21 protein-coding genes are annotated in these 25,519 nt (G+C 71.7%); 17 read left to right on the top strand and 4 right to left on the bottom strand.

All coding sequences use genetic code 11. From position 1 onward, the window contains the following. On the top strand, window positions 1-648 hold the full coding sequence (locus ACFVX6_RS26235) for a TetR/AcrR family transcriptional regulator (protein ID WP_323182688.1): 648 nt from the start codon (window positions 1-3) through the stop codon (window positions 646-648). Between the two features lie 569 nt (window positions 649-1,217). On the opposite strand, the gene ACFVX6_RS26230 is transcribed toward ACFVX6_RS26235, so the two are convergent. The 4 genes from ACFVX6_RS26230 to ACFVX6_RS26215 form a co-directional block, all read right to left on the bottom strand. Continuing rightward, window positions 1,218-3,653 (bottom strand): transglutaminaseTgpA domain-containing protein, encoded by a 2,436-nt coding sequence (locus ACFVX6_RS26230; RefSeq protein ID WP_389695385.1) that lies wholly within the window; start codon window positions 3,651-3,653, stop codon window positions 1,218-1,220. Further along, window positions 3,650-5,059, bottom strand: a complete 1,410-nt coding sequence (locus ACFVX6_RS26225; RefSeq protein ID WP_389695383.1) for a DUF58 domain-containing protein — start codon at window positions 5,057-5,059, stop codon at window positions 3,650-3,652. Before ACFVX6_RS26225 ends, ACFVX6_RS26230 begins: the two co-directional genes overlap by 4 nt. Next, complete coding sequence (locus ACFVX6_RS26220; RefSeq protein ID WP_389695381.1) at window positions 5,059-6,069, bottom strand: AAA family ATPase; 1,011 nt, start codon at window positions 6,067-6,069, stop codon at window positions 5,059-5,061. The genes ACFVX6_RS26225 and ACFVX6_RS26220 overlap by 1 nt, the downstream gene beginning before the upstream one ends. Before the next feature lie 166 nt (window positions 6,070-6,235). Next, entirely contained in the window at window positions 6,236-6,787 is a 552-nt protein-coding gene (locus tag ACFVX6_RS26215) for a beta-class carbonic anhydrase (RefSeq protein ID WP_389695379.1), read from the bottom strand. Between the two features lie 341 nt (window positions 6,788-7,128). Between ACFVX6_RS26215 and rsmH the strand changes: the two genes are divergently transcribed. The 16 genes from rsmH (at window position 7,129) to ACFVX6_RS26135 (ending at window position 25,343) form a co-directional block, all read left to right on the top strand. Further along, complete coding sequence (gene rsmH, locus ACFVX6_RS26210) at window positions 7,129-8,058, top strand: 16S rRNA (cytosine(1402)-N(4))-methyltransferase RsmH (protein WP_389695444.1); 930 nt, start codon at window positions 7,129-7,131, stop codon at window positions 8,056-8,058. Beyond that, window positions 8,055-8,576, top strand: a complete 522-nt coding sequence (locus ACFVX6_RS26205; RefSeq protein ID WP_389695377.1) for a hypothetical protein — start codon at window positions 8,055-8,057, stop codon at window positions 8,574-8,576. The genes rsmH and ACFVX6_RS26205 overlap by 4 nt, the downstream gene beginning before the upstream one ends. Window positions 8,577-8,786: 210 nt before the next feature. Further along, entirely contained in the window at window positions 8,787-10,799 is a 2,013-nt protein-coding gene (locus ACFVX6_RS26200) for a peptidoglycan D,D-transpeptidase FtsI family protein (RefSeq protein ID WP_389695375.1), read from the top strand. Between the two features lie 46 nt (window positions 10,800-10,845). Then, the gene (locus tag ACFVX6_RS26195; protein WP_389695373.1) at window positions 10,846-12,546 is read left to right on the top strand and encodes a UDP-N-acetylmuramoyl-L-alanyl-D-glutamate--2,6-diaminopimelate ligase; all 1,701 of its coding nucleotides are present in this window, start codon (window positions 10,846-10,848) and stop codon (window positions 12,544-12,546) included. After that, entirely contained in the window at window positions 12,543-13,961 is a 1,419-nt protein-coding gene (murF, locus tag ACFVX6_RS26190; protein ID WP_389695371.1) for a UDP-N-acetylmuramoyl-tripeptide--D-alanyl-D-alanine ligase, read from the top strand. The genes ACFVX6_RS26195 and murF overlap by 4 nt, the downstream gene beginning before the upstream one ends. Beyond that, window positions 13,958-15,028 (top strand): phospho-N-acetylmuramoyl-pentapeptide-transferase, encoded by a 1,071-nt coding sequence (gene mraY / locus ACFVX6_RS26185; protein WP_250743750.1) that lies wholly within the window; start codon window positions 13,958-13,960, stop codon window positions 15,026-15,028. The genes murF and mraY overlap by 4 nt, the downstream gene beginning before the upstream one ends. Then, window positions 15,010-16,437, top strand: a complete 1,428-nt coding sequence (gene murD / locus ACFVX6_RS26180; RefSeq protein WP_389695368.1) for a UDP-N-acetylmuramoyl-L-alanine--D-glutamate ligase — start codon at window positions 15,010-15,012, stop codon at window positions 16,435-16,437. Before mraY ends, murD begins: the two co-directional genes overlap by 19 nt. A 77-nt stretch (window positions 16,438-16,514) precedes the next feature. Then, window positions 16,515-17,948: a putative lipid II flippase FtsW gene (gene ftsW, locus ACFVX6_RS26175; protein ID WP_389695366.1), complete on the top strand. Its 1,434-nt coding sequence runs from the start codon at window positions 16,515-16,517 to the stop codon at window positions 17,946-17,948. Window positions 17,949-17,954: 6 nt separating this feature from the next. Continuing rightward, on the top strand, window positions 17,955-19,049 hold the full coding sequence (gene murG / locus ACFVX6_RS26170; protein WP_243330148.1) for an undecaprenyldiphospho-muramoylpentapeptide beta-N-acetylglucosaminyltransferase: 1,095 nt from the start codon (window positions 17,955-17,957) through the stop codon (window positions 19,047-19,049). Window positions 19,050-19,080: 31 nt separating this feature from the next. Beyond that, window positions 19,081-19,956, top strand: coding sequence for a cell division protein FtsQ/DivIB (locus ACFVX6_RS26165; RefSeq protein WP_389695364.1), 876 nt, complete (start codon window positions 19,081-19,083; stop codon window positions 19,954-19,956). A 280-nt stretch (window positions 19,957-20,236) separates the two neighbouring features. Continuing rightward, window positions 20,237-21,436 (top strand): cell division protein FtsZ, encoded by a 1,200-nt coding sequence (gene ftsZ / locus ACFVX6_RS26160; protein ID WP_243330151.1) that lies wholly within the window; start codon window positions 20,237-20,239, stop codon window positions 21,434-21,436. Then, window positions 21,433-22,167: a peptidoglycan editing factor PgeF gene (pgeF, locus tag ACFVX6_RS26155; RefSeq protein WP_389695362.1), complete on the top strand. Its 735-nt coding sequence runs from the start codon at window positions 21,433-21,435 to the stop codon at window positions 22,165-22,167. Before ftsZ ends, pgeF begins: the two co-directional genes overlap by 4 nt. Window positions 22,168-22,170: 3 nt before the next feature. Further along, complete coding sequence (locus ACFVX6_RS26150; RefSeq protein WP_389695361.1) at window positions 22,171-22,890, top strand: YggS family pyridoxal phosphate-dependent enzyme; 720 nt, start codon at window positions 22,171-22,173, stop codon at window positions 22,888-22,890. Between the two features lie 151 nt (window positions 22,891-23,041). Further along, window positions 23,042-23,662: a cell division protein SepF gene (locus ACFVX6_RS26145; RefSeq protein WP_389695359.1), complete on the top strand. Its 621-nt coding sequence runs from the start codon at window positions 23,042-23,044 to the stop codon at window positions 23,660-23,662. Between the two features lie 60 nt (window positions 23,663-23,722). Further along, window positions 23,723-24,019, top strand: coding sequence for a YggT family protein (locus ACFVX6_RS26140; protein WP_030707331.1), 297 nt, complete (start codon window positions 23,723-23,725; stop codon window positions 24,017-24,019). 82 nt (window positions 24,020-24,101) lie between these two features. Beyond that, window positions 24,102-25,343: a DivIVA domain-containing protein gene (locus ACFVX6_RS26135; RefSeq protein ID WP_389695357.1), complete on the top strand. Its 1,242-nt coding sequence runs from the start codon at window positions 24,102-24,104 to the stop codon at window positions 25,341-25,343. Window positions 25,344-25,519: the final 176 nt, after the last annotated feature.

The following is a 25,519-nucleotide window of genomic DNA, read 5'->3' as shown; positions in this document are numbered from 1 at the left end:
GTGAGAATCAGCGCCATGGAAAGCAGCAGCACCGGTACGGTCGCGGGCGGCGGCCGCCGCCAGGCCACACGGCAGAAGCTCTACGAAGCAGCCGTCACCCTCATAGCGGAGCAGGGCTTCTCCGCGACCACGGTCGAGGAGATCGCCGAGCGGGCGGGCGTGGCGAAGGGCACCGTCTACTACAACTTCGCCAGCAAGAACGACCTCTTCGAGGAGCTGCTGCGGCACGGGGTCGGACTCCTGACCGAGTCCCTGCGGACGGCGGCGGAATCGACCGAGGCCAGGGGCGGGACCCGGGTCGAGGCGCTCGACGAGATGATCCGGGCCGGACTGGTCTTCATCGACCGGTACCCCGCCTTCACCCAGCTCTACGTCGCCGAGCTGTGGCGCACCAACCGGACCTGGCAGTCCACCCTGATGGTCGTCCGGCGGGAGGCCGTCGCCGTCGTGGAGACGGTGCTCCGCGAAGGCGTGGAACGGGGTGAGCTCAGCGCGGAGATCGACGTGCCCCTGACGGCAGCGGCGCTGGTGGGGATGGTGCTGGTGGCGGCGCTCGACTGGCAGTCCTTCCAGAGCGAGCGGTCGCTGGACGACGTGCACTCGGCGCTGTCGCTGCTCCTGCGGGGCCGGGTGAGCGGGAACCGCTGACGGTTCCCGTGACCGGTGACCCCCGATCGGCGGTGCCGCGGGGGCGGCGGGGCCGCGTAGAACTGGTGGGGCGGGTGAGTATCCGTACCTAGACGCGGAAATGAGTACCTGCGCGGATGGGGTGCGGCTTGTCGGCACGCCAGACTGGGGGCAACGGACAGGGACCCGGCTCGCACCGCCGACACGGGGCGGCAGGTGCGGATCGGGTCTCTCTGGCCGACGGGGTGGGAACACGGCGGAGGCCGGGGCTCGGGGGGATCGAGCCCCGGCCTCGGCCCTTTCCCGTTCCGGACACGAAGCCCGGCCCCGGCCCCGGCCCCGCCTGCGGGTGTGCCGCTGCGCGGTGCGAAGTTCCCCTACCCACCCTTCCACCGTTCCCAGGGCTGCGCCCTGACCCGCCGGTCCCGGGCTGCGCCCGAGGCCCTGGGGCTCCGCCCCAGACCCCGCGCCTCAAACGCCGGTGAGGCTGGATTTCGCTCGGCGTTCGAGGCGCGGGTCCGGGCAGCGCCCGGGGAACGGTGGACGGGCGGGTAGGGGACAGCCCCGCAGGGCCCCGCCCCGGCTTGCCGTCAGCCGCGGCCGCGCAGGGGCAGCCGGGTGCGGAGGCGGGCCGTGGCCGAGGCCGCGCGGCCCGTCAGCGCCGACCACCGGGCCGAGGCCGCCCAGCCGACCCGCGCCGCCGAGCGGGGGAAGAGCAGCGCGCGCAGCCGCGCCCGGCGGGACACGCCGGCGAGGAACCCGGCGCGGGCCAGCAGGACGTCCTGCGCCAGCTCCCCGTAAGGGGGCTCCGACCCCGGCGGGGCATACAGCTCCCGCTCCACCGCGCCCGAGATCCGCCGTACGGCATCGGCCGCCGCCGGATCCAGCCGCCCCAGGGACACCACCCGGTCGGCGGCCCCCCGCGGGGACAGCGCCTCGTCCGGGACGATCCCGACGTCCCACGCCGCGTCGCCCAGCTCCCGCCAGGCGGCCAGGACCTGCCCCGATCCGAGCCGCCGCGCCCGCAGTCGCCCGCGCCACAGGAACGGGAGGAGCGGCAGGGCCAGCAGCAGGATGCCCGCGGCCGTCCAGGCCAGGACCGCGGCCGCCGAGGTGCCGCCGCCGCCCGCGCCGGTGTTCCGCTGCGCCGCGGCCGGACCGCACTCGCCCAGCTTCTTCTGGTCCGCGGGGCAGTCGTCAGCCGTCGAGGGCCCGGCCGAAGGCTGCGCCGCGCTCGCGGACGGGGCCGACGTCGGCGCGCTCGGCTGCGTCTGCGGGGTGGCGGGCCGGCTGTAGTCCGGCACCGCGATGCCCGACCGGGGCGTCGGCTCGAAGCGGGTCCAGCCCACACCCTCGAAGTACAGCTCGGGCCAGGCGTGCGCGTCCCTCATCGAGACGTTGACGACGCCGTCGGACTGCTTCACCCCGGGCGTGAACCCGACCGCGACCCGCGCCGGGATCCCGAGCGTGCGCGCCATCGACGCCATCGAGAAGGCGAAGTGGACGCAGAATCCCTCCTTGTCGGCGAGGAACTTGGCGATGGCCTGCGAGCCCGTACCCGAGGAGACCTTCGTGTCGTAGCGGAACCCGCCGCTCACCGCGAAGTACTCCTGGAGCTTGACCGCCGCCGAGTAGTCGTCCTTCGTGCCGCGCGTCACCTCGCGGGCCGTCTGGACGACGACCGCCGGCAGGTTGTCCGGGACCTTCGTGTACTCGGTCGCGATCTCCGGATTCGCCGCCGGTGCGCTGCGCAGCTGCTCCGCCGTCGGGTTCAGCAGCAGGCTCCGCACCGTGTACTGCACGCCCTGGGCGTTCTGGAACTTGTCCTTGCCCAGCTGGTCCCCGACGAGCGTCCGCCCGGCCGGCTCGAACCGCCACTTCCCGGTGATGTCCACCCCCGTCGCCGGATACGGCATCGGCAGGTAGCGCTGCGCGTACGTCTGCGCCGAGGAGATGAAGGTCTGCACCTCGGTCGCGCCGTTCAGCACGCCGTCGCTCACCCCGGGCGGGTTCGGCATCCGCTTCGGGACGTCCGTCAGGGCGCGCCCCGACGCCTCCCACTTGACGCCGTTGAACTCGTCCAGCGCCAGGATCCGCAGGTACTGCTCGCTGAGCTGCGGGCTGTCCGTGCGGTAGCGCAGCACCACCCGGTTGTCCTGGGTGTTCAGACTGCTCTGCAGGGAGACCAGCGGGTTGACCGCCTGGATCGACGGGCCGAGGCCGTTGCCCTCGCCCTCGCCAGCGCCGCCGCCCGTGCCCAGCACTCCGCTGCCCAGCGAGGGCAGTACCGCCGGCACCGCCAGGGCCAGACCCAGCGCGACCGCGCCGATCCGCCGCCCGGTGCGCACCGGGGCGAGCGCCTGGCCGCCGCTGGAGTATCCGGCCGCCACCTTGCTGCGTGAAGACGGCGCCGCCGCGCCGAAGACCCGGCCCCACTGTGCGAGCCGGTCGCGGCCCTCGGCCAGCAGGAGGAGGAGGTAGCCGCAGCCGGCCAGGAGGAAGGAGACCCAGGAGGCGCCGCCGGAGCCGACCGCGGCGCCCGACAGGCCCGCCGCCACCGAGTACAGCGCGAGCAGCGGGAGCCCGGCCGCGGCGGCCGTCCGTACGGTCACCGCCAGCAGGTCCACCAGCAGCCCGATCAGCAGCACCCCGGACACCAGCAGCAGCCGGATCCCGTCCGTCAGCGGGGCCGGCATCGAGAACTCGTTCACGTCCTGCACGCCCTGCCGGAACAGCGCGCCGAAGTCCGTCACGAGATAGTCCAGCAGCCCGTCGCTTTCGACGGACTGCATCTTCCCGCCGAACAGCAGCATCAGCGCCAGCAGCGATACGAGGACCTGCGCCGCCACGGTCAGCGTCCGGGCCAGCGGCACCCGCCGCGCCCCCGCGCCCACCGCGCTCTGCAGCGCCAGCAGCAGCACCGCCTGCGGCATCCAGCCGCCCGATTCCACCAGCGGGTTCAGCGACCAGGCGGTGAACAGCGTCGCCAGAGCCGCGAAGACCGTCAGTCTCGCCCGCCCGCTCATCCCCAGCCCCCCGCCGAACCCGAACCGCCTGCCGCGCCGATCGGCGCGTTGCCCGCCTGGCGCCACAGCTCCCCGAAGGGCACGCCGGGCGGGGCGGCCAGCGCCGTCCAGCCCGCATCGCGCAGCCCTGCCAGGCGCTCCTCCAGCAGAGGCAGCCCCTGCGCCATGACCGAAGCCAGCCCCGGCGGCCGCCCGGACCAGTCCGCGGAGTCCAGTACGAACGCCACGGCGCCGCCGCCGCGCCGGCACATCTTGGCCGCCAGTCCCGTCTGTACGTCGTCCAGGTCTCCGAAGAAGGCGATGAGGAGCCCGTCCCCGCCCGCTCCGCCGAAGCCGCTGCCGGCGCCGTTGCTGCGCACCGCGTCGCAGGCCCGCGAGAGGCCCGCCCCGTCGGAGTGGCCGACCACCGCGAGGGTGTCCATCATCAGCCCCGCCGCCTCCGCGGACTCCTGCCCGCCGGAGGTGAAGCCGCCGCCCTCGCGGGGCACGCAGTCCCCGGTGTCGGTCAGCAGCCGCACCGAGAAGCCCTGCTCCAGCAGGTGCACCAGGGCCGATGCGGCGGCGGAGACGGCCCACTCGAAGGCCGAGTCGGGGCCGGCGCCCTCGTAGGCGAGGCGCCGGGTGTCCAGCAGCACGGTGGCCCGGCTGCGCTGCGGCTGCTCCTCGCGGCGCACCATCAGCTCGCCGTAGCGGGCGGTGGAGCGCCAGTGCACGCGGCGCAGGTCGTCGCCGCGCCGGTAGCCGCGCGGGATCACGTCGTCCTCGCCCGCCAGGGCCAGCGAGCGTCGGCTGCCGTCGCCGTAGCCCGAGGACTCGCCGGTGAAGCGCACCAGGGGCAGCGCCTCGGTGCGCGGGATGACGGTGAGGGTGTCGTAGGCGGAGAAGGAGCGGGTCAGCTCGACCAGCCCGAAGGGGTCGGTGAGCCGCAGCTGGAGCGGGCCCAGCGGGTAGCGGCCGCGCAGATCGGAGCGGACCCGGTAGGACACCTCGCGGCGGCCGCCCGGCTCCACCCGGTCCAGGACGAAGCGGGGCCGGGGCCCCAGGACGTACGGCACCCGGTCCTGGAGCATCAGCAGCCCGGTCGGCATCCGGGAGGTGTTGTCGAGCCGCAGCTGTACCCGGGCCTCGGATCCGGCGGGCACCCGCATCGGGGTCAGCCGGCGGGTGCCGGAGACCCGGTGGCGGGTGCGGTGCAGGGCCAGGACGCAGAGCAGAGGCAGTACCGCGAGCAGCAGTCCGACCCGGAGCAGCTCGGATTGGCCGAGGACGTACGCGCACAGCCCGGCGGCGATCCCGGCGGCCAGGAAGGACCGGCCGCGCGTGGTCAGCCCGGACAGCGACGCGCGCAGCCCGCCACCATCCTCCGGGCCCCGGCCGCCCGCGCCGTGCGGGGCGCCGGCGCTCATCAGAAGCCCCGGATGCCCGCGCCGGGCGGGATCTCGCCGCGCGAGTGCGCGGCCGGTACGGGGGTGCGCTGGAGGATGTCGGCGACGACCTGCTCGGCGGTGCGCCGGCTCAGCTGGGCCTGCGCGGTGGGCAGCAGCCGGTGCGCGAGCACCGGTCCGGCCAGGGCCTGTACGTCGTCCGGCAGTACGTAGTCCCGGCCGGCCAGTGCGGCGGAGGCCTTCACGGCCCGCAGCAGGTGCAGGGTGGCGCGGGGCGAGGCGCCCAGGCGCAGGTCCGGGTGGCTGCGGGTGGCGGACACCAGGTCGACGACGTAGCGCCGCACGGGCGCGGCCACGTACACCTCGCGGACCGCTTCGATGAGCTTGCCGATGTCGTGGGCGTGCGCGACGGCCGTCAGGTCGTCGAGCGGGGAGAGCCCGCCGTGCACGTCGAGCATCCGGAGCTCGGCCTCGGGGCTGGGGTAGCCCACCGAGACCCGGGCCATGAAGCGGTCGCGCTGGGCCTCGGGGAGGGGATAGGTGCCCTCCATCTCCACCGGGTTCTGGGTGGCGACCACCATGAAGGGGCTCGGCAGCGTGTAGGTGGTGCCGTCGATGGTGACCTGGCGCTCCTCCATCGACTCCAGCAGCGCGGACTGGGTCTTGGGGGAGGCGCGGTTGATCTCGTCGCCGATGACGATCTGCGCGAAGATCGCGCCGGGCTTGAACTCGAACTCCCGGCGCTGCTGGTCGTAGATGCTCACGCCGGTGATGTCCGAGGGCAGCAGGTCCGGGGTGAACTGGATGCGCTGCACCGAACAGTCGATGGACTTGGCGAGGGCCTTGGCCAGCATCGTCTTGCCGACGCCGGGAACGTCCTCGATCAGCAGGTGACCCTCGGCGAGCAGGACGGTCAGCGCGAGGCGGACCACTTCCGGCTTGCCCTCGATCACGCTTTCGATCGATTCCCGCACCTGCTGCGCCGTGCTGGTCAGATCCGCGAGGCTCGCTCGGTCGTCATACGTGGTCACCTGGTTCTCCTCGACCCTTTCCCAGGGCCGGCGCCCCATGGCGCATGACCGGCCCACCCCGAAACACCTCAGAAATCGCGAGCAATCAAGAACGCGAACACCGGCCCGGAAGTCCTTCCGGGTGACGTCTCCCCGCATTCTTGACGGCGCTTGGCCCTGGTGTCACTCAAGAGGTGGGATCGATCTCCCGCAGGAGCCCGGTGTGCACGTCGAAGACGAAGCCTCGCACATCGTCCTTGTGGGGCAGGAAGGGGTTCGTGCGGACCCGCTGCATCGACTGGCGGACGTCCTGGTCCACGTCGCGGAAGGCCTCCACGGCCCAGGCGGGGCGCTGGCCGACCTCGTCCTCCAGCTCGTGCCGGAAGTCCTCGGTCAGGCTTTCGAGACCACAGCCGGTGTGGTGGATGAGTATCACCGTGCGGGTGCCGAGCGCCCGCTGGCTGATGGTGAGGGAGCGGATGGTGTCGTCGGTGACCACCCCGCCGGCGTTGCGGATCGTGTGACAGTCGCCCAGCTCCAGGCCGAGGGCGGCGTGCAGGTCGAGGCGGGCGTCCATACAGGCCACGACGGCCACCTGGAGGACCGGGCGGGCGTCCATGCCGGGGTCGGCGAACTTCGCGGCGTAGGCGCGGTTCGAGTCGACGAGGCGGTCGGTGACGGAGAGCTCCTCGGCGGCCTTGGACGCGGAGGCGGCAGGCAGGGGTACGGAAGTCGTCATGGTTACGACGTTAGTGGTCACAGGGCGTATGAGCATTGAGTGAGGGTGGACAAAGAAGGTCACCTGATCCTGTTGTGAGCTAACCCACAGGAGTGAGGCGCACGGGGCCGTCCGGGTGATTCACGGCTTTTGCCGCTTCGGTCACAGCGGGGCGCACGGCGCGCGGGGCGGTTCGTTGACCGCGGCGACCGTTGCACTAAAGTGACGCGAACCGGCCGGAGCCCGGCCCTGACCGGCCGCCCGGCCCTTTGGTAAGACTCCGCGTGCGCGGCGCGGCGTATGCCTGCCGCGCCGTTATCTGAGAGGGCGCTTTGACTAGCGAGTCCCGACACGTCCCGGTGATGCTCCAGCGGTGCCTGGACCTGTTGGCCCCGGCACTGGAGAGGCCCGGGGCCGTCGTCGTCGACTGCACCCTCGGGCTCGGCGGGCACAGCGAGGCCCTGCTCACCCGGTTCCCCGAGGCCCACCTGATCGGCCTGGACCGCGACAAGGAAGCCCTGCGCCTCTCGGGAGAGCGCCTTGCGCCCTTCGGGGACCGGGTCACCCTCGTCCACGCCATCTACGCCGACCTGGCCGACGTACTGGACGGCCTGCGCATCCCCACCGTCCAGGGCATCCTCTTCGACCTCGGCGTCTCCTCCATGCAGCTGGACGAGGCCGACCGCGGCTTCGCCTACGCGCAGGACGCCCCGCTCGACATGCGGATGGACCAGACGACGGGCATCAGCGCAGCCGAGGTCCTCAACACCTACGCGCCCGGCGAGCTGGTCCGCATCCTGCGCCAGTACGGCGAGGAGAAGCAGGCCAAGCGGATCGTGTCCGCGGTGGTGCGCGAGCGGGACAAGGACCCCTTCACCAACAGCGCGCGCCTCGTCGAACTGATCCGCGACTCGCTGCCGCAGGCGGCCAAGCGGACCGGCGGCAACCCGGCCAAGCGCACCTTCCAGGCCCTGCGCATCGAGGTCAACGGCGAGCTGTCCGGACTGGAGCAGGCGATCCCCGCGGCCGTGGACCGGATCGCGGTCGGCGGCCGGATCGTGGTGCTCTCGTACCAGTCGCTGGAGGACCGCCTCGTCAAGCAGGTCTTCGCGGCCGGCGCGACCTCGACGGCTCCGCCCGGGCTGCCGGTCGTACCGGAGAAGTACCAGCCGAAGCTGAAGCTGCTGACGCGCGGTGCGGAGCTGCCGACCGAGGAGGAGATCGCGCAGAACCGGCGTGCGGCGCCGGCCCGCTGCCGCGGGGTGGAACGCATCCGGGAGGCGCGGCTGTGAAACGCCTGGGGCGGGTGCTGGGGGGACCGGTCGCCGGACAGGCGGCGCGGACCCCGTTCGTCCTGCTGGTCGTGGCGCTGCTCGGCGGCGGGCTGATCAGCCTGCTGCTCCTGAACTCGGCGCTGAACCAGGGCTCCTTCCAGCTGAGCAAGCTGAAGCGGGAGACCACCACGCTCACGGACGAGGAGCAGGCGCTCCAGCGGGACGTGGACGGCTACTCGGCGCCCGACGCGTTGCAGCGGCGGGCGCACGAGCTCGGCCTCGTGCCGGGTGGCAGCCCGGTGTTCATCGGGCCCGACGGCAAGGTCGCCGGGACCGCTTCGCCGGCCGCCGAGCCGCCGCCCCCGTCACCTCCGGCGCCTCCGGCGTCCGCCGCGGCGGTCCCGCCCTCCCCGAGCGGGGCCGTCCCCAGCCCGGCCGGCTCCCCGGACCCGGCCCCCTCGGGCGCCGCCGCTCCGGCCCCCTCCTCCGCGCCGTCGGGCGGCGCCCCCCAGCCCTCCCAGACTCCTGGACGGTGACGTCGTGACGCGTACCCCTGCGGGGCCGGTCCCCTACCCGCCCTTCCCCCGTTCGCCGGGCTCCGCCCGGACCCCTGCCGCGTGCGACGTGCACGTCCAGGCTGACGCCGGCCAGATCCAGCCCCTCCGGCGTTTGAGGAGCGGGGTCCGGGGCGGAGCCCCAGGGGTCCAGGCGCAGCCGGGTTCCGCACAGGCCCAGGGGGTCGCCGCATGAGCCCGCAGGAGCCGCCGCGCCGGCGGGTGCCCGGCCCCGGGCGGCCCCGGCCGGCCGGCGACCGGGCTCGGGCCACCGCCCGGCCGGGCGGGTCCAGGCCCGCCACCCGCCGCCCCGCCCCCGCGAGGAAACCGCACACGATCCGGCTCGGCGCCCCCAAGCCCCGGCTGCGGCTGGTCAGCGTCGGGCTGACGATGGTGATGCTGGTGTTCGTCGTACGGCTGCTCCAGGTGCAGGCCGTCGACGCGTCCGCGTACTCCGCCAAGGCCTCCGAGAACCGCTTCGCCAGCTACACCCTGGCCGCCGAGCGCGGAGAGATCACCGACCGCAAGGGCGTGGCGCTCGCCACCAGCGTGGACGCGTACGACATCACCGCGGACCCGCACATGTTCACCGTGCAGGAGAGCAAGGCCCCCGACGCCCCCGAGCAGGCGGCCGCGCTCCTCGCGCCGATCCTCGGCAAGGACGTCAAGGAGCTCACCGCGCGCCTGAAGACGAAGAACACCCGCTACGTCGTCCTCGCCCGCCGCCAGACCCCCCAGGTCTGGAACCAGATCAAGGACCTCAAGAAGGTCTTCGCCGAGAAGGCGTCCGCCGACAAGAAGAACAACGGCCCCGGCGCCAACGTCCTGGCCGGCGTGTTCAACGAGAACAGCAGCAAGCGCGTGTACCCGAACGGCGACCTCGCCGCCGGGATACTGGGTTACGTCAACGCCGAGGGCAAGGGCGGCGGCGGCCTGGAGTCCTCCCTCGACAAGAAGCTGTCCGGCAAGGACGGCGAGCTCACGTACGCCCAGTCGGGCGGCCGCCGCGTGCCGACCGCAGGGTCCAGCGAGAAGCCCGCCGTGCCCGGCGAGGACATCGAGCTGACCATCGACCGCGACATCCAGTGGGCCGCGCAGAGCGCCATCACCGAGCAGGTCGCCAAGTCGGAGGCCGACCGCGGGTACGTCATCGTCCAGGACACGACCACCGGCGAGGTCCTCGCCATGGCCAACGCCCCGGGCTTCGACCCCAACGACCTCTCCAAGGCCAGCTCCGCCGCCATGGGCAACGCCGCACTGCAGGACGTGTACGAGCCCGGCTCCACCGCCAAGGTGATGTCGATGGCGGCCGTCCTGGAGGAGAAGAAGGCCGGCCCCGACACCCACGTCGAGGTCCCCAACCGGCTGCACCGCGGCGACCGGCTCTTCAAGGACGACATCGACCACCCGACCTGGTACCTGACCCTCAACGGGGTCCTGGCCAAGTCCTCCAACATCGGCACCATCCTGGCCACCGGCCAGCTCGGCCCGACGCAGCCCGAGTCCAACAAGGTCCTGTACTCGTACCTGGACAAGTTCGGCATCGGCCGGCCCACCGGACTCAACTACCCCGGCGAGTCCCGGGGCATCCTCGCCAAGCCCGAGGACTGGTCCACTTCACAGCAGTACACGATCCCCTTCGGCCAGGGCCTGTCCCTCAACGCCATGCAGGCGGCCTCCGTGTACTCGACCATCGCCAACGGCGGGGTCCGCATCGCCCCGACCCTGGTCCGCGGCACCAAGGGCCCCGACGGCCGCTTCACCCCGGCCCCGGCGCCCGCGAAGAACCAGGTGGTCAGCAAGGAGACCGCCAAAACCCTCGCGGCCATGCTGGAGTCGGTGGTCGACGACCAGGAGGGCACCGGCACCAAGGCCCGGATCCCCGGCTACCGGGTCGGCGGCAAGACGGGCACATCCAACCGGGTGGATCCGGCCACCGGCCGCTACAAGGGCTACACCGCTTCCTTCGCGGGCTTCGCACCCGCGGACAACCCCCGCATCACCGTCTACTGCGCCATCCAGAACCCCACCAAGGGCAGTTACTTCGGTGGCCAGATCTGCGGGCCCATTTACAAGAAGGTCATGGAGTTCGCCCTCAAAACCCTCCAGATCGCTCCCACCGGAACCGCTCCCGCCGGTCTCCCGGTCACCTACGAACCCGGCGCGCAGCCCGGCCCCCGGCCGAGCCCGCAGCCGGGCCAGTGACCGCCGCCCCGGCCGGCCCGCCCCAGAAAAGCGTGAGGCACCATCAGTGACAACGATCACCCCCGAATCCGGGAACCACGCGTCCGGCGCCCCCGAGGTCGGGCCCTCGCTTCGCGAGCGGCCCGCCGGGCCCGGTACGCTCACCGCCGTGCCCCACGCTGATCAGCCCAGAACCACCCAGAATGACGCACCGGCAGCGCCGCCGGGAGCGCCACGCCCCCTGTCCGTCCGCCCGACTCCCCTCGGCGAGCTGGCGGAGCTGCTGGGAGTGGAAACCCCCGGCGCGCAGACGCGGATCACCGGCATCACGCACGATTCGCGTGCCGTGCGCCCCGGAGACCTGTACGCGGCCCTGCCGGGCGCCAAGCTGCACGGCGCGGACTTCGCCGCGCAGGCGGCCGCCCTCGGCGCCGCCGCCGTGCTGACCGACCCGGCCGGCGCGGAGCGCGCCGCGGCCACCGGCCTCCCGGTCCTCGCCGTCGCCGACCCGCGCGGCCGGATGGGAGAACTGGCCGCCGCGGTCTACGGACGGCCGGGCGAGGCCCTGCTCCAGATCGGCATCACCGGCACCTCCGGCAAGACCACCACGGCGTACCTCGTCGAGGGCGGACTGCGCGGCGGCGGACGCAAGACGGGGCTCATCGGCACCGTCGAGATGCGCGTCGGCGACGAGCGCATCAAGTCCGAGCGCACCACCCCCGAGGCCACCGACCTGCAGGCGCTGTTCGCGGTCATGCGCGAACGCGGCGTCGAGGCCGTCGCCATGGAGGTCTCCAGCCACGCCCTGGTGCTCGGCCGGGTCGACGGCTGCGTCTTCGACGTGGCCGTCTTCAACAACCTGAGCCCGGAGCACATGGAGTTCCACACCGACATGGAGGACTACTTCCAGGCCAAGGCGCAGCTCTTCACCGAGCGCCGCGCCCGCCTCGGCGTGGTCAACATCGACGACGAGTACGGCCGCCGCCTGGCCAAGGAGTCGCCGATCCCGGTCGTGACCTTCTCCGCCGCGGGCGACCCGGCGGCCGACTGGCGCGCCGAGGACGTGGTCTCGCGCCACATGGACTCGACCCTGACCCTGGTGGGTCCCGCGGGCGAGCGGGTCACGGCCACCGCCCCGCTCCCCGGCCCGTTCAACGTGGCCAACACCGTCGCCGCCATCGTCACGCTCGCCGCCGCCGGCCTCGACCCGCAGACCGCCGCCGACGGCGTCGCCGCGGTCCCGGGGGTGCCCGGCCGGCTGGAGCGGGTCGACGCGGGACAGCCGTACCTGGCCGTCGTGGACTACGCGCACAAGACGGACGCCGTCGAATCGGTCCTGCGGGCCCTGCGCGAGGTCACCACCGGCAAGCTGCACGTGGTCATCGGCTGCGGCGGCGACCGCGACACCACCAAGCGGGCCCCGATGGGCGCCGCGGCCGCCCGGTTCGCCGACACCGCCGTACTGACCTCCGACAACCCGCGCTCCGAGGACCCCCTCGTGATCCTCGCCGCCATGTTCCGCGGCGCCGTGTCCGTCCCCACCGCCGAGCGGGGCGCCGTCCTCGTCGACGCCGACCGCGCGGCGGCCATCGCCGCCGCCGTCGCGCGCGCCGAGCCGGGCGACACCGTCCTGGTGGCCGGCAAGGGCCACGAGCAGGGCCAGGACACGGCGGGCGTCGTACGCCCCTTCGACGACCGCGCGGTCCTGCGCGCGGCCATCGAGACCCAAGCAGGCCAGCGTCCCCGACAGGCCGAGGTGAACCAGTGATCGCCCTTTCCCTCGCCGAGATCGCCGACATCATCGGCGGGCAGCCCCACGACATACCGGATCCGTCCGTCATGGTCACCGGTCCCGTGGTCTACGACTCCCGCGAGGTCCAGGCAGGCAGCCTGTTCGCCGCCTTCGTCGGGGAGCGGGTGGACGGCCACGACTACGCCGAACGCGCCCTGGCCGCCGGAGCGGTGGCTGTCCTCGCGACCCGGCCCGTCGGCGTCCCGGCCATCGTCGTCCCCGACGTGGTGGCCGCCCTCGGCGCGCTCGCCCGAGCCGTCGTCGAACGGCTGGGCACCGACGTCGTGGCCCTCACCGGCTCCGCCGGCAAGACCTCCACCAAGGACCTGATCGCCCAGGTCCTGCAGCACCACGCGCCGACCGTGTGGACCCCCGGAAACCTCAACAACGAGATCGGCCTGCCGATCACGACGCTGCGGGTCACCGAGGACACGCAGCACCTGGTCCTGGAGATGGGCGCCCGCGGCATCGGCCACATCGCCTACCTCACCGGACTGACGCCCCCGCGCATCGGCCTGGTCCTCAACGTCGGCACTGCGCACATCGGGGAGTTCGGCGGCCGGGAGCAGATCGCGCAGGCCAAGGGCGAGCTCGTCGAGGCCCTGCCGTCCGAGGCGGAGGGCGGCATCGCCGTCCTCAACGCCGATGACCTGCTGGTACGTGCCATGGCCGGGCGCACGAAGGCCCGTACGGTGCTCTTCGGCGAGGCCGAGGACGCCGACATCAGGGCCACCGAAGTCCGGATGACGGACAGGGGACAGCCTTCCTTCACATTGCGAACACCGACCGGGTGCAGCGACGTGACCTTGCGGCTGTACGGTGAGCACCACGTGTCGAACGCGCTCGCCGCGGCCGCCGTCGCCCACGTACTGGGCATGTCCGTCGAGGAGATCGCCACCGCGCTCTCCGGGGCGGGCAGCCTGTCCCGGTGGCGGATGGAGGTCACCGAGCGGGCGGACGGCGTGACGATCGTCAACGACGCCTACAACGCAAACCCCGAGTCCATGCGGGCCGCACTGCGCGCACTCGCCGCGATGGGCGGTGCCGGCAAGGCGAACGGGGGCCGCACGTGGGCGGTGCTCGGCCCGATGGCCGAGCTCGGAGACGACGCGCTCGCCGAGCACGACGCGGTCGGACGACTTGTCGTCCGGCTCAACGTGAGCAAGCTGGTCGCGGTCGGGGGCAGGGAAGCCTCCTGGCTGCAACTGGGCGCATATAACGAGGGTTCGTGGGGTGAGGAGTCGGTGCTCGTGTCCGACGCGCAGGCGGCGGTCGACCTGTTGCGCAGTGAACTGCGCCCGGGAGACGTCGTGCTGGTGAAGGCTTCCAGGTCAGCCGGCCTGGAGCGGGTGGCCCAGGCCCTGCTCGACGGCGAGGTCGCCGGCCGATGAGGCAGATCCTGTTCTCCGGAGTCATCGGACTCTTCCTCACGCTCATCGGCACCCCGCTGCTGATCAAGGGTCTGGCCCGCAAGGGCTACGGCCAGTTCATCCGGGACGACGGGCCGCGCGGTCACGCCGGGAAGAAGGGCACGCCCACCATGGGCGGCATCTCCTTCATCCTGGCCACGCTGATCGCGTACGCCCTCACCAAGGTGATCACCGGAAGCCAGCCGACCTTCTCGGGCCTCCTCGTCCTCCTGCTGATGGCGGGCATGGGCGTGGTGGGCTTCCTCGACGACTACATCAAGATCGTCAAGCAGCGTTCGCTCGGTCTGCGGGCCAAGGCCAAGATGGCCGGCCAGCTGATCGTCGGCATCGCCTTCGCGGTGCTCGCGCTGCAGTTCAAGGACGCGCGCGGACTCGCCCCCGCCTCCACCAAGCTGTCGTTCGTCACGGACTTCGGCTGGTCGATCGGCCCGGTGCTGTTCGTGGTCTGGGCGCTGTTCATGATCCTGGCGATGTCCAACGGCGTGAACCTCACCGACGGTCTCGACGGCCTGGCCACCGGCGCCGCCGTGATGGTCTTCGGTGCCTACACCTTCATCGGCGTCTGGCAGTACCAGGAGTCCTGCGCCAACGCGCAGACCCTGACCAACCCGGCCGCCTGTTTCGAGGTGCGCGACCCACTGGACCTCGCGGTCGTCGCCGCCGCCCTGATGGGTGCCTGCTTCGGCTTCCTGTGGTGGAACACCTCGCCCGCCAAGATCTTCATGGGCGACACCGGATCGCTGGCCCTCGGCGGCGCGCTCGCCGGCCTGGCGATCTGCTCCCGCACGGAGTTCCTGATGGCGCTCCTCGGCGGCCTCTTCGTCCTGATCACCATGTCGGTCGTCATCCAGGTCGGCTCCTTCAAGCTGACCGGCAAGCGCGTCTTCCGGATGGCACCGCTGCAGCACCACTTCGAACTCAAGGGGTGGTCGGAAGTCCTGGTCGTCGTCCGGTTCTGGATCATCCAGGGCATGTGCGTGATCGTGGGCCTCGGAGTCTTCTACGCGGGATGGGCAGCCGACAAGTGACCGCCTGGCACGGCAAGAACATCACCGTCGCCGGCCTCGGCGTGAGCGGCATCAGCGCCGCACGCGCCCTGGCCGGCCTCGGCGCGGTCGTCACCGTCGTGGACGGCGGCGACAGCGAGGGCCACCGGGCACGGGCCGCGGAGCTGGAGGCGGCGGGCATCTCCGTACGCCTGGGCGACGCGCAGACCCTGCCCGAGGGCGCCGAACTGGTCGTCACCTCGCCCGGCTGGAAGCCCGACAGCCCGCTGTTCGCGGCGGCCGCCGAGGCCGGTGTGGACGTCGTGGGCGACGTGGAGATCGCCTGGCTGCTGCGCGGTCCGGACGCCGCCCCCTGGCTGGCGATCACCGGCACCAACGGCAAGACCACCACCACCCAGATGCTCGCGTCGATCCTGAAGGCCGCCGGCCTCCGGACGGCGGCCGTCGGCAACATCGGCACCCCGATCATCGACGTGGTCCTCGGTGAGGAGCGGTACGACGTACTCGCCGTCGAGCTCTCCAGTTACCAGCTGCATTGGGCGCCCTCGGTGCGCCCCCACTCGGCGGCCGTCCTGAACCTGGCCCCGGACCACCTCGACTGGCACGGCTCGATGGAGGCGTACGCCGCCGACAAGGGCCGGATCTACGAGGGCAACACGGTGGCCTGCGTCTACAACGCTGCGGACAAGGCCACCGAGGACCTGGTCGTCGAGGCGGACGTGGAAGAGGGCTGCCGGGCCATCGGCTTCACCCTCGGCGCCCCCGGCCCCTCCATGTTCGGCGTCGTCGACGGCATCCTCGTCGACCGGGCCTTCGTGGAGAACCGGCAGAAGAACGCCCAGGAACTCGCCGAGGTCGCGGACGTCAACCCGCCGGCCCCGCACAACATCGCCAACGCCCTCGCCGCCGCAGCCCTGGCCCGCGCCTTCGGCGTGGAGCCGCGCGCCGTCCGCGACGGACTGCGCGACTTCCGCCCGGACGCCCACCGGGTCAGCCACGTGGACGAGGTGGGCGGGGTCACGTACGTCGACGACTCCAAGGCCACCAACACCCACGCCGCGGAAGCCTCCCTGGCGGCCTTCGAGCCGGTGGTCTGGATCGCCGGCGGCCTCGCCAAGGGCGCGACCTTCGACGAGCTCGTACAGAAGGCCGCGAAGCGGCTGCGGGGCGTCGTGCTGATGGGCGCCGACCGGGTCCTGATCGCCGAGGCACTGGCGCGACACGCCCCGGAGGTCCCGGTCGTGGACCTCGCACGGACCGACACTGGGGCGATGCTCGCGGCGGTCCGGGAAGCGGCCCGGCTGGCGGAGCCCGGCGACACGGTTCTGCTGGCACCTGCCTGTGCCTCGATGGACATGTTCGCGAACTACAGCAAGCGTGGGGACGCGTTCGCCGACGCGGTGCGCGAACTGGCCGCCGAGCAGGCCTAGGTCCGGCTCGATCCAGGGCAGGTTCCCTCCGGCCGACCGGCTGCTCGCCTCGTACGAGTTGGAGGGGAAGATCACAGATGCCGGCCAAGCAAGTGCTGCCGGGGCGGCGGCCGTCCGCCGACAAGACCGCCAGGGCTGCCCAGACCGCCAAAGAGGGCAAGGGCGCCAAACCCGGCGCGCCCAGAGCCGGTAGGGGAGTGCTGGGCCGCGGACGCCCCGCGGCGCGTCCCGGGCGGCCCGCCGGGGGCGGCCCGCTGACCCGGCTGCGGCGCACGCAACGGCAGCTGCGCCGGGCCTGGGACCGGCCCCTCACGGCGTATTACCTGATCTTCGGCAGCTCGCTGCTCATCACCGTGCTCGGCCTGGTGATGGTCTACTCGGCCTCCATGATCAAGGCGCTCCAGCTCGGCCTGGGCGACGCGTACTTCTTCAAGAAGCAGTTCCTGGCGGCCGCGATCGGCACCGGACTGCTGCTGATCGCCTCCCGGATGCCCGTCAAACTCCACCGGGCACTGTCCTATCCGGTGCTCACCGGCACGCTCTTCCTGATGGTCCTGGTCCAGGTGCCCGGGATAGGGGTGTCGATCAACGGCAACCAGAATTGGATCTCCCTTGGTGGTCCGTTCATGCTCCAGCCCAGTGAGTTCGGCAAACTGGCCCTCATCCTCTGGGGAGCCGACCTGCTGGCGCGCAAGGGCGACAGGGACCTGCTGAGCCAGTGGAAACACCTGCTGGTGCCGCTGGTCCCGGTCACCTTCCTGCTGCTCGGGCTCATCATGCTGGGCGGGGACATGGGCACCGCGATGATCCTCGGAGCCATCCTGTTCGGCCTGTTGTGGCTGGCCGGAGCCCCGACGCGGATGTTCGCGGCGGTCCTGGCCTTCGTGGGCGTGCTCGTCGCCCTGCTCATCAAGACCAGCCCGCACCGCATGGACCGGCTCCAGTGCATCGGAGTGACCGAGCTGCCCGAAAACGGCCTGTGCTGGCAGGCCGTCCACGGAATCTACGCCCTCGCATCGGGCGGATGGTTCGGTTCCGGACTGGGTGCCAGTGTGGAAAAATGGGGGCAACTGCCAGAGGCCCACACCGACTTCATCTTCGCCATCACCGGTGAGGAACTGGGGCTGGCGGGGACGCTGTCGGTGCTCGCCCTGTTCGCGGCCCTAGGCTATGCGGGTATCCGCGTGGCCGGACGCACGGAGGACCCCTTCGTACGGTTTGCCGCGGGAGGCGTGACCACCTGGATCACGGCGCAAGCCGTGATCAACATCGGTGCGGTGCTCGGTCTGCTGCCGATCGCCGGGGTCCCGCTCCCGCTGTTCTCCTACGGCGGGTCGGCCCTGCTGCCGACCATGTTCGCGGTCGGACTTCTCATCGCCTTCGCGCGGGAGGAGCCGGCGGCACGGGCGGCGCTCGCGATGCGGAGGCCCAAGAACGGCCGGCCGCGGACCGGGCAGAGATGGAAGTCGATGAGACGGCGCGTCAAGAAGCGTCCGTCCGGAGAGCGGTGAATTTCGGTGCATGTCGTACTCGCCGGTGGGGGGACCGCCGGCCACATCGAGCCGGCGCTGGCCCTCGCGGACGCCCTGCGCAGGCAGGACCCTTCCGTGGGCATCACCGCCCTCGGCACCGAACGCGGACTCGAAACCCGCCTGGTGCCCGAGCGCGGCTACGAGCTGGGACTGATCCCGGCCGTCCCGTTGCCCCGTAGGCCCACGCCCGAGCTGATCACCGTCCCAGGACGGCTGCGCGGCACCATCAAGGCCGCGGAGGAGATCCTCCTGCGCACCAAGGCCGACTGCGTCGTCGGATTCGGCGGCTACGTGGCCCTGCCCGGCTACCTCGCGGCCAAGCGCCTCGGGGTGCCGATCATCGTCCACGAGGCCAATGCCCGGCCCGGACTGGCCAACAAGATCGGATCCCGGTACGCGTTCGCCGTCGCGGTCTCCACCCCCGACAGCAAGCTGCGCGGCGCCCGCTACGTGGGCATCCCGCTGCGCCGCTCCATCTCCACCCTCGACCGGGCACTGGTCCGCCCGGAGGCGCGCGCCGCCTTCGGCCTGGACCCCAACCTGCCCACGCTGCTGGTCTCCGGCGGCTCGCAGGGCGCTCGCCGCCTCAACGAGGTGATCGAGCAGGTCGCGCCGACCCTTCAGCGCTCCGGCGTCCAGATCCTGCACGCGGTCGGTCCGAAGAACGAACTGCCGCGTGTCGACAACATGCCCGGGATGCCGCCGTATGTGCCGGTACCGTACGTGGACCGGATGGATCTCGCGTACGCCGCCGCCGACATGATGCTCTGCCGCGCGGGCGCGATGACCGTCGCCGAACTGTCCGCCGTCGGGCTGCCCGCCGCCTACGTCCCGCTGCCGATCGGCAACGGCGAACAGCGGCTCAACGCCCAGCCGGTGGTCAAGGCCGGCGGCGGCCTGCTCGTGGACGACGCGGAACTGACGCCCCAGTGGGTGCTCAGCCAGGTCCTCCCGGTGCTCGCCGACCCGCACCGGCTGTACGAGATGTCCCGCGCCGCCGCCGAGTTCGGCCGCCGGGACGCGGACGAGCTGCTCGTCGGCATGGTGTACGAGGCGATCGCAGCCAACAGAGCCCGCTGAGGCGGGAAGCACCGACGCAGGAGGCACAGGAGTGGCCGGAGCGAGCACCGCGCAGCGTGGCGGTCCGGGAGCCGCCGGGAAGGGCTCCGGCCCCCTCAAGCGGCTGGGGAGCCCGAAGGCCCCCAAGTCGCCGAAGCCGCCCAAGGGGCCCGGCCCCGGGGGACCCGGCGGGCCGCGCCCCGGCGGGCGGCTCCCGGGCGGGCTGCGCCGGGGGCCCCTCGTGGTCGCCGGCGTGGTCCTCGCGCTGCTCCTGGCCGCCGGCTGCACCTGGGTGCTCTACGGGTCCTCCTGGCTCCGGGTCGAGAAGGTCACCGCCACCGGTACCGAGGTCCTGACCCGGGACCAGGTGCTGGCGGCGGCGGGCGTTCCCGTCGGGGCACCTCTGGTGTCCGTGGACACCGACGAGATCGAAGCCCGGCTCCGCGGTCGCCTGCCCCGTATCGATTCGGTCGATGTGGTGCGGGCCTGGCCGCACGGAATCGGGTTGAAGGTGACGGAACGCAAGCCCGTTCTGCTCATCAAGAAGGACGCGCAGTTCGTGGAAGTGGACGATTCCGGTGTGCGATTCGACACGGTCGGACAAGCACCGGCGGGCGTTCCGCTCCTCGAACTGAGCTCCCAGCAGTCTCCGAGCGGCCGCCGTTTCGACGAGGAACGGCTGCTGCGCGAGGCCGTCCACATCGCCGGCGTCCTCCCGGAATCCGTCCGCAAGGAGACCGTGCAGGTCAAGGTCCGGTCCTACGACTCGGTGGTACTGGAGTTGACCGGCGGCCGGTCGGTGGTCTGGGGGAGCGGCGAACAGGGCGAGGCGAAGGGGCGTGCGCTGACGGCGCTCCTGAAGGCCTCGCCCAAGGCTGACCGATTCGACGTGAGCGTCCCCACCGCCCCGGCGGTGTCCGGTAGTTGACGTCTGGTCGAACAGCGTCGCACCCTGGTTGGCCACCGATACGGGTGATCACATAGGGTGAAAAGAAAAACGGGAGGTTCGGCGTGTTCGTTGAACACGCGCTACTTGTCGACTTAGTGTCCTGTTCGGAAGAGTCCAAGGAACAGACACACTCATAACCCTAAACTTCAGGGTTAGGGTTCGGGTCGGCGTGTACGAACCGTCCCAATTTCGGCATCAGTCGTCGCACCGCAGGCCCGCGAGGCGAACGACACGTAACTCGAGGCGAGAGGCCTTCGACGTGGCAGCACCGCAGAACTACCTCGCAGTCATCAAGGTCATCGGTGTCGGCGGCGGTGGTGTCAATGCCATCAACCGAATGATCGAGGTCGGTCTCAAGGGCGTCGAGTTCATCGCCATCAACACAGACGCCCAGGCGCTGTTGATGAGCGACGCCGACGTCAAGCTCGACGTCGGCCGGGAACTCACCCGGGGTCTCGGCGCCGGCGCCAACCCCGATGTCGGCCGCAAGGCGGCAGAGGACCACCGCGAGGAGATCGAGGAGGTCCTCAAGGGGGCCGACATGGTCTTCGTCACCGCCGGCGAAGGCGGCGGCACCGGAACGGGCGGCGCACCCGTCGTCGCCAACATCGCGCGTTCGCTGGGCGCCCTGACGATCGGTGTGGTCACCCGACCGTTCACCTTCGAGGGCCGGCGCCGCGCGAACCAGGCCGAGGACGGCATCGCCCAGCTCCGCGAGCAGGTCGACACCCTCATCGTCATCCCCAACGACCGCCTGCTGTCCATCTCGGACCGCCAGGTCAGCGTCCTCGATGCCTTCAAGTCGGCGGACCAGGTCCTGCTGTCCGGCGTCCAGGGCATCACCGATCTCATCACGACCCCGGGTCTGATCAACCTCGACTTCGCGGACGTCAAGTCCGTGATGTCCGAGGCGGGCTCGGCCCTGATGGGCATCGGCTCGGCCCGCGGCGACGACCGCGCGGTGGCCGCAGCCGAGATGGCGATCTCCTCGCCGCTGCTGGAAGCGTCCATCGACGGTGCCCGCGGCGTGCTGCTCTCCATCTCCGGTGGCTCGGACCTCGGTCTCTTCGAGATCAACGAGGCCGCGCAGCTGGTGAGCGAGGCCGCGCACCCCGAGGCGAACATCATCTTCGGAGCCGTCATCGACGACGCGCTCGGCGACGAGGTGCGGGTCACCGTCATCGCGGCCGGGTTCGACGGCGGACAGCCCCCGGCCCGCCGCGACAACGTCATCGGCGCGGCCTCCACCAAGCGCGAGGAGCCGGCCCCGGCTCCGGTCCGTGCCGCCGAGCCGGCCCGTCCGGCCTTCGGCGGACTCGGCTCGGTCACCCCGCGCGAGGAGCCGGTCCGCAGCGAGCCGGTCCCGGTCGCCGAGGCTCCGGCCCCGCAGGTCCCGACGGCCCGGCCGTACCAGGACAGCCCGGCCGAGGAACTGGACGTTCCGGACTTCTTGAAGTGACCCTGGAGCAGTACAGCGAGAGCGGCGCCCACTTCGCCTTCACCGACCGGTGGGGCGGGGTGAGCGCCGTTCCGTACGAGGAGCTCAATCTCGGCGGCGCGGTCGGAGACGACCCGGCCGCCGTTCGTGCGAACCGGGCCGCCGCGGCGAAGGCGCTGGGCATCGCGCCGGACCGGGTGGTCTGGATGAACCAGGTGCACGGCCGGGACGTGGCGGTGGTCGACGGCCCGTGGGGCCCGGACCGGGAGGAGATCCCGGCGGTGGACGCGGTGGTGACCGCCCGTCGGGGTCTCGCCCTCGCGGTCCTCACCGCCGACTGCACGCCCGTCCTGCTGGCCGACCCGGTCGCCGGCATCGCGGGAGCCGCCCACGCCGGGCGGCCCGGGCTGGTCGCCGGAGTCGTGGGCGCCGCCGTCGAGGCGATGGTCTCGCTCGGAGCGGACCCCGCACGCATGGTGGCCCGTACCGGACCGGCGGTGTGCGGACGGTGTTACGAGGTTCCCGCCGAGATGCGGGCGGCGGTCGCCGAGGTGGTGCCGGCCGCGTACGCCGAGACGAGCTGGGGGACACCGGCCGTCGACGTGGTGGCGGGAGTGCACGCCCAGCTCGCGGAGGCGGGGGTGGCCGACATCGAGCGGTCCCCGTTCTGCACACTGGAGTCGCGGGACCACTTCTCGTACCGCCGCGACCGGATGACCGGGCGGCTTGCCGGATATGTCTGGTTGGACTGAAGAATGACGGATCGTAAGTCCGAGCTCGCCTCGAACCTCGCGCAGGTGGAGGAGCGGATCGGGGTCGCCTGCGCGGCCGCCGGGCGCAAGCGGGAAGAGGTGACCCTCATCGTGGTCACCAAGACCTACCCGGCGAGCGACGTACGACTGCTGGCGGACCTGGGTGTCCGTCACGTGGCGGAAAACCGGGACCAGGATGCGGCCCCCAAGGCCGAGGCCTGTGCGGATCTGCCCCTCACCTGGCACTTCGTCGGCCAGTTGCAGACGAACAAAGTCCGTTCGGTGGCGGGATACGCGCACCTCGTGCAGTCCGTCGACCGCCCCAAGCTCGTCACGGCCCTCTCGGCGGCCGCGGAAGGCGCCGGACGGGAACTGGGCTGCCTGGTGCAGATCGCCCTCGACGCCGAGTCGGGCGAACGAGGGGCCCGCGGCGGAGCGGCGCCCGAACAGCTCGCCGAGTTGGCGGACCTCGTGGCCGCGGCTCCCGGACTGCGCATCGACGGACTCATGACGGTCGCTCCGCTGGCCGGGCGCTACGCGGGACGCGAACAAGCCGCCTTCGACCGGCTGGTGGAATTGTCATCCCGCCTGCGCGCGGACCATCCGGCTGCCACGATGGTGTCGGCCGGGATGAGCGCAGACCTGGAACAGGCCGTTGCGGCCGGTGCGACACATGTACGCGTCGGCACTGCGGTACTCGGCGCGAGACCCCGGCTCGGGTAACGTCGCGAAGAAAGTCGGACCACAGCAGAAAATATGGTCATTTCCGCTGATGAGCGGACAGGCCACGTGGATCGCGGGCAGTTGGTGACATTCGTGACACGGCGAGACACCTGCGACAGGGCGATCCACCACAGAGCGGAGGACTCAGAGAATGGCCGGCGCGATGCGCAAGATGGCGGTCTACCTCGGCCTCGTGGAGGACGACCGGTACGACAACCCGGGGTACGACCCCGACGACGAGTTCGAACCCGAGCCGGAGCCGGAGCGGTCGCGCGAGCGGGACCGTCGACAGCAACCCGTTTCGCACCAATCGCCCGTATCGGACGAACCGGTACGAATTGCCCAGCCCCCGGCGCCAAGAGAACCCCTCCCAATGCCGGTTGAAAACGGACGTCCCGCGCGAATCGCCCCCGTGGCGTCCATCACACCCGAACGCTCGAATCTGGAGAAGAACGCCCCCGTGATCATGCCCAAGGTCGTCTCCGAGCGGGAGCCGTACCGCATCACGACGCTGCACCCCCGGACCTACAACGAGGCCCGTACCATCGGGGAACACTTCCGTGAGGGCACTCCGGTGATCATGAATCTCACGGAGATGGACGACACGGACGCGAAGCGTCTGGTCGACTTCGCCGCCGGTCTCGTCTTCGGTCTGCACGGCAGCATTGAACGCGTGACACAGAAGGTGTTCCTGCTGTCTCCTGCTAACGTCGATGTCACGGCGGAGGACAAGGCCCGCATCGCGGAGGGCGGGTTCTTCAACCAAAGCTAGACCGATCCGTCAGATACGGGACCGGGTACAGGGCGGAAGCAGGGGAGAGGGAAGCGCGGGATGGGCGTAGCACTGCAAGTGGTTTACATCGCGCTGATGTGCTTCCTCATCGTGCTGATCTTCCGACTGGTCATGGACTACGTGTTCCAGTTCGCACGTTCATGGGCGCCCGGCAAGGCGATGGTGGTCGTTCTGGAGGCCACCTACACTGTCACCGATCCACCGCTCAAGCTCCTTCGGCGGCTCATCCCGCCGTTGCGTCTCGGGGGCGTGGCACTCGACCTGTCCTTCTTCGTTCTGATGATCATCGTTTACATCCTCATCAGTTTCGTGAGCACCGCTGCGAGAAGCGTGTGAACGATGAGCTTCCCCGCAGGCGCGGGGACAGTCCCGATACGGTCCTGCCGACTGCCGACGACTACGTAGAGGTGAAGAAGACATGCCGCTGACTCCCGAGGACGTGCGGAACAAGCAGTTCACGACCGTCCGCCTGCGAGAAGGCTATGACGAGGACGAGGTCGACGCCTTCCTCGACGAGGTCGAGTCCGAACTGACGCGCCTGCTGCGCGAGAACGAGGACCTGCGCGCCAAGCTGGCGGCCGCCACGCGTGCCGCTGCGCAGAACCAGCAGCAGCAGGGCATGCGCAAGCCCGAGCCCCAGGACCAGCGTGGCCCCGGCGCCCCCGTGCCCGCGGCCATATCCGGCCCCCCGCAGCAGCAGCCCCCGATGGGTCAGCCGCAGCTCCAGGGTGGCCCGCCCCAGCTTCCGGCCGGCCCCGGTGGGCACGGTCCGCAGGGTCCCGGCCCGATGGGCAACCCCATGCAGCAGCACACCATGGGTGGGCAGCAGCAGATGGGTCAGCAGGGAATGCAGCAGGGCATGGGCCAGCAGGGTCCCGGCCCGATGGGCAACCCCATGCAGCAGCAGTCCATGGGTGGCCAGAACCCGCTCGGCCAGCAGATGGGCCAGCCGATGGGTCAGCAGATGCAGCCGATGGGCCAGCAGATGCAGCCCATGGGTCAGCAGATGCACCAGCAGCAGCCGCAGCAGCTTCCGCAGCAGGGTCCCGGTGGCGACAGCGCCGCCCGCGTCCTGTCGCTCGCGCAGCAGACCGCCGACCAGGCGATCGCGGAGGCCCGCTCCGAGGCCAACAAGATCGTCGGCGAGGCCCGGTCGCGCGCCGAGGGCCTGGAGCGGGACGCCCGCGCCAAGGCCGACGCGCTGGAGCGGGACGCGCAGGAGAAGCACCGCGTCGCGATGGGCTCCCTGGAGTCCGCCCGCGCCACGCTGGAGCGCAAGGTCGAGGACCTGCGGGGCTTCGAGCGTGAGTACCGCACCCGTCTGAAGTCCTACCTGGAATCGCAGCTGCGTCAGCTGGAGACGCAGGCCGACGACTCGCTGGCTCCGCCGCGGAACCCCGCCGGTCCCGCGCTGCCGCCGTCGCCGACCCCGTCGATGGCTCCGGCCGGTGCGATGCACTCCATGGGCGGTCCGTCGATGGGTGGCCCGTCGCCGATGGGCGGTCCGTCGCCGATGTCCCCCTCCTACGGTGGTGGCCAGCAGCAGATGTCCCCGGCGATGACGCAGCCGATGGCTCCGGTGCGGCCGGCTGGTCCGCAGCCGATGCAGCAGGCGCCGTCTCCCATGCGGGGCTTCCTGATCGACGAGGACGACAACTAAGCGGTAGCCGTCGGCAGACGGTTCGGGCCGGGCCCGGTTCCCCTTCGGGGGCACCGGGCCCGGCCCGTTTCCGTACCCGGGCGGTACGAGGCCCCCGCGGGCCGGGCGGTCGGGCCCTGCGGGGGCCGTCCCCTACCCGCCCTTCCACCGTTCCCTGGGGCTCCGCCCCAGACCCC

The sequence above is a fragment of the Streptomyces sp. NPDC058289 genome (assembly GCF_042880975.1).
Taxonomy (GTDB): domain Bacteria; phylum Actinomycetota; class Actinomycetes; order Streptomycetales; family Streptomycetaceae; genus Streptomyces; species Streptomyces stoeckheimensis.
Note: the sequence above shows the minus strand (reverse complement) of the source record. Positions and strands in the feature narration are given on the sequence as shown.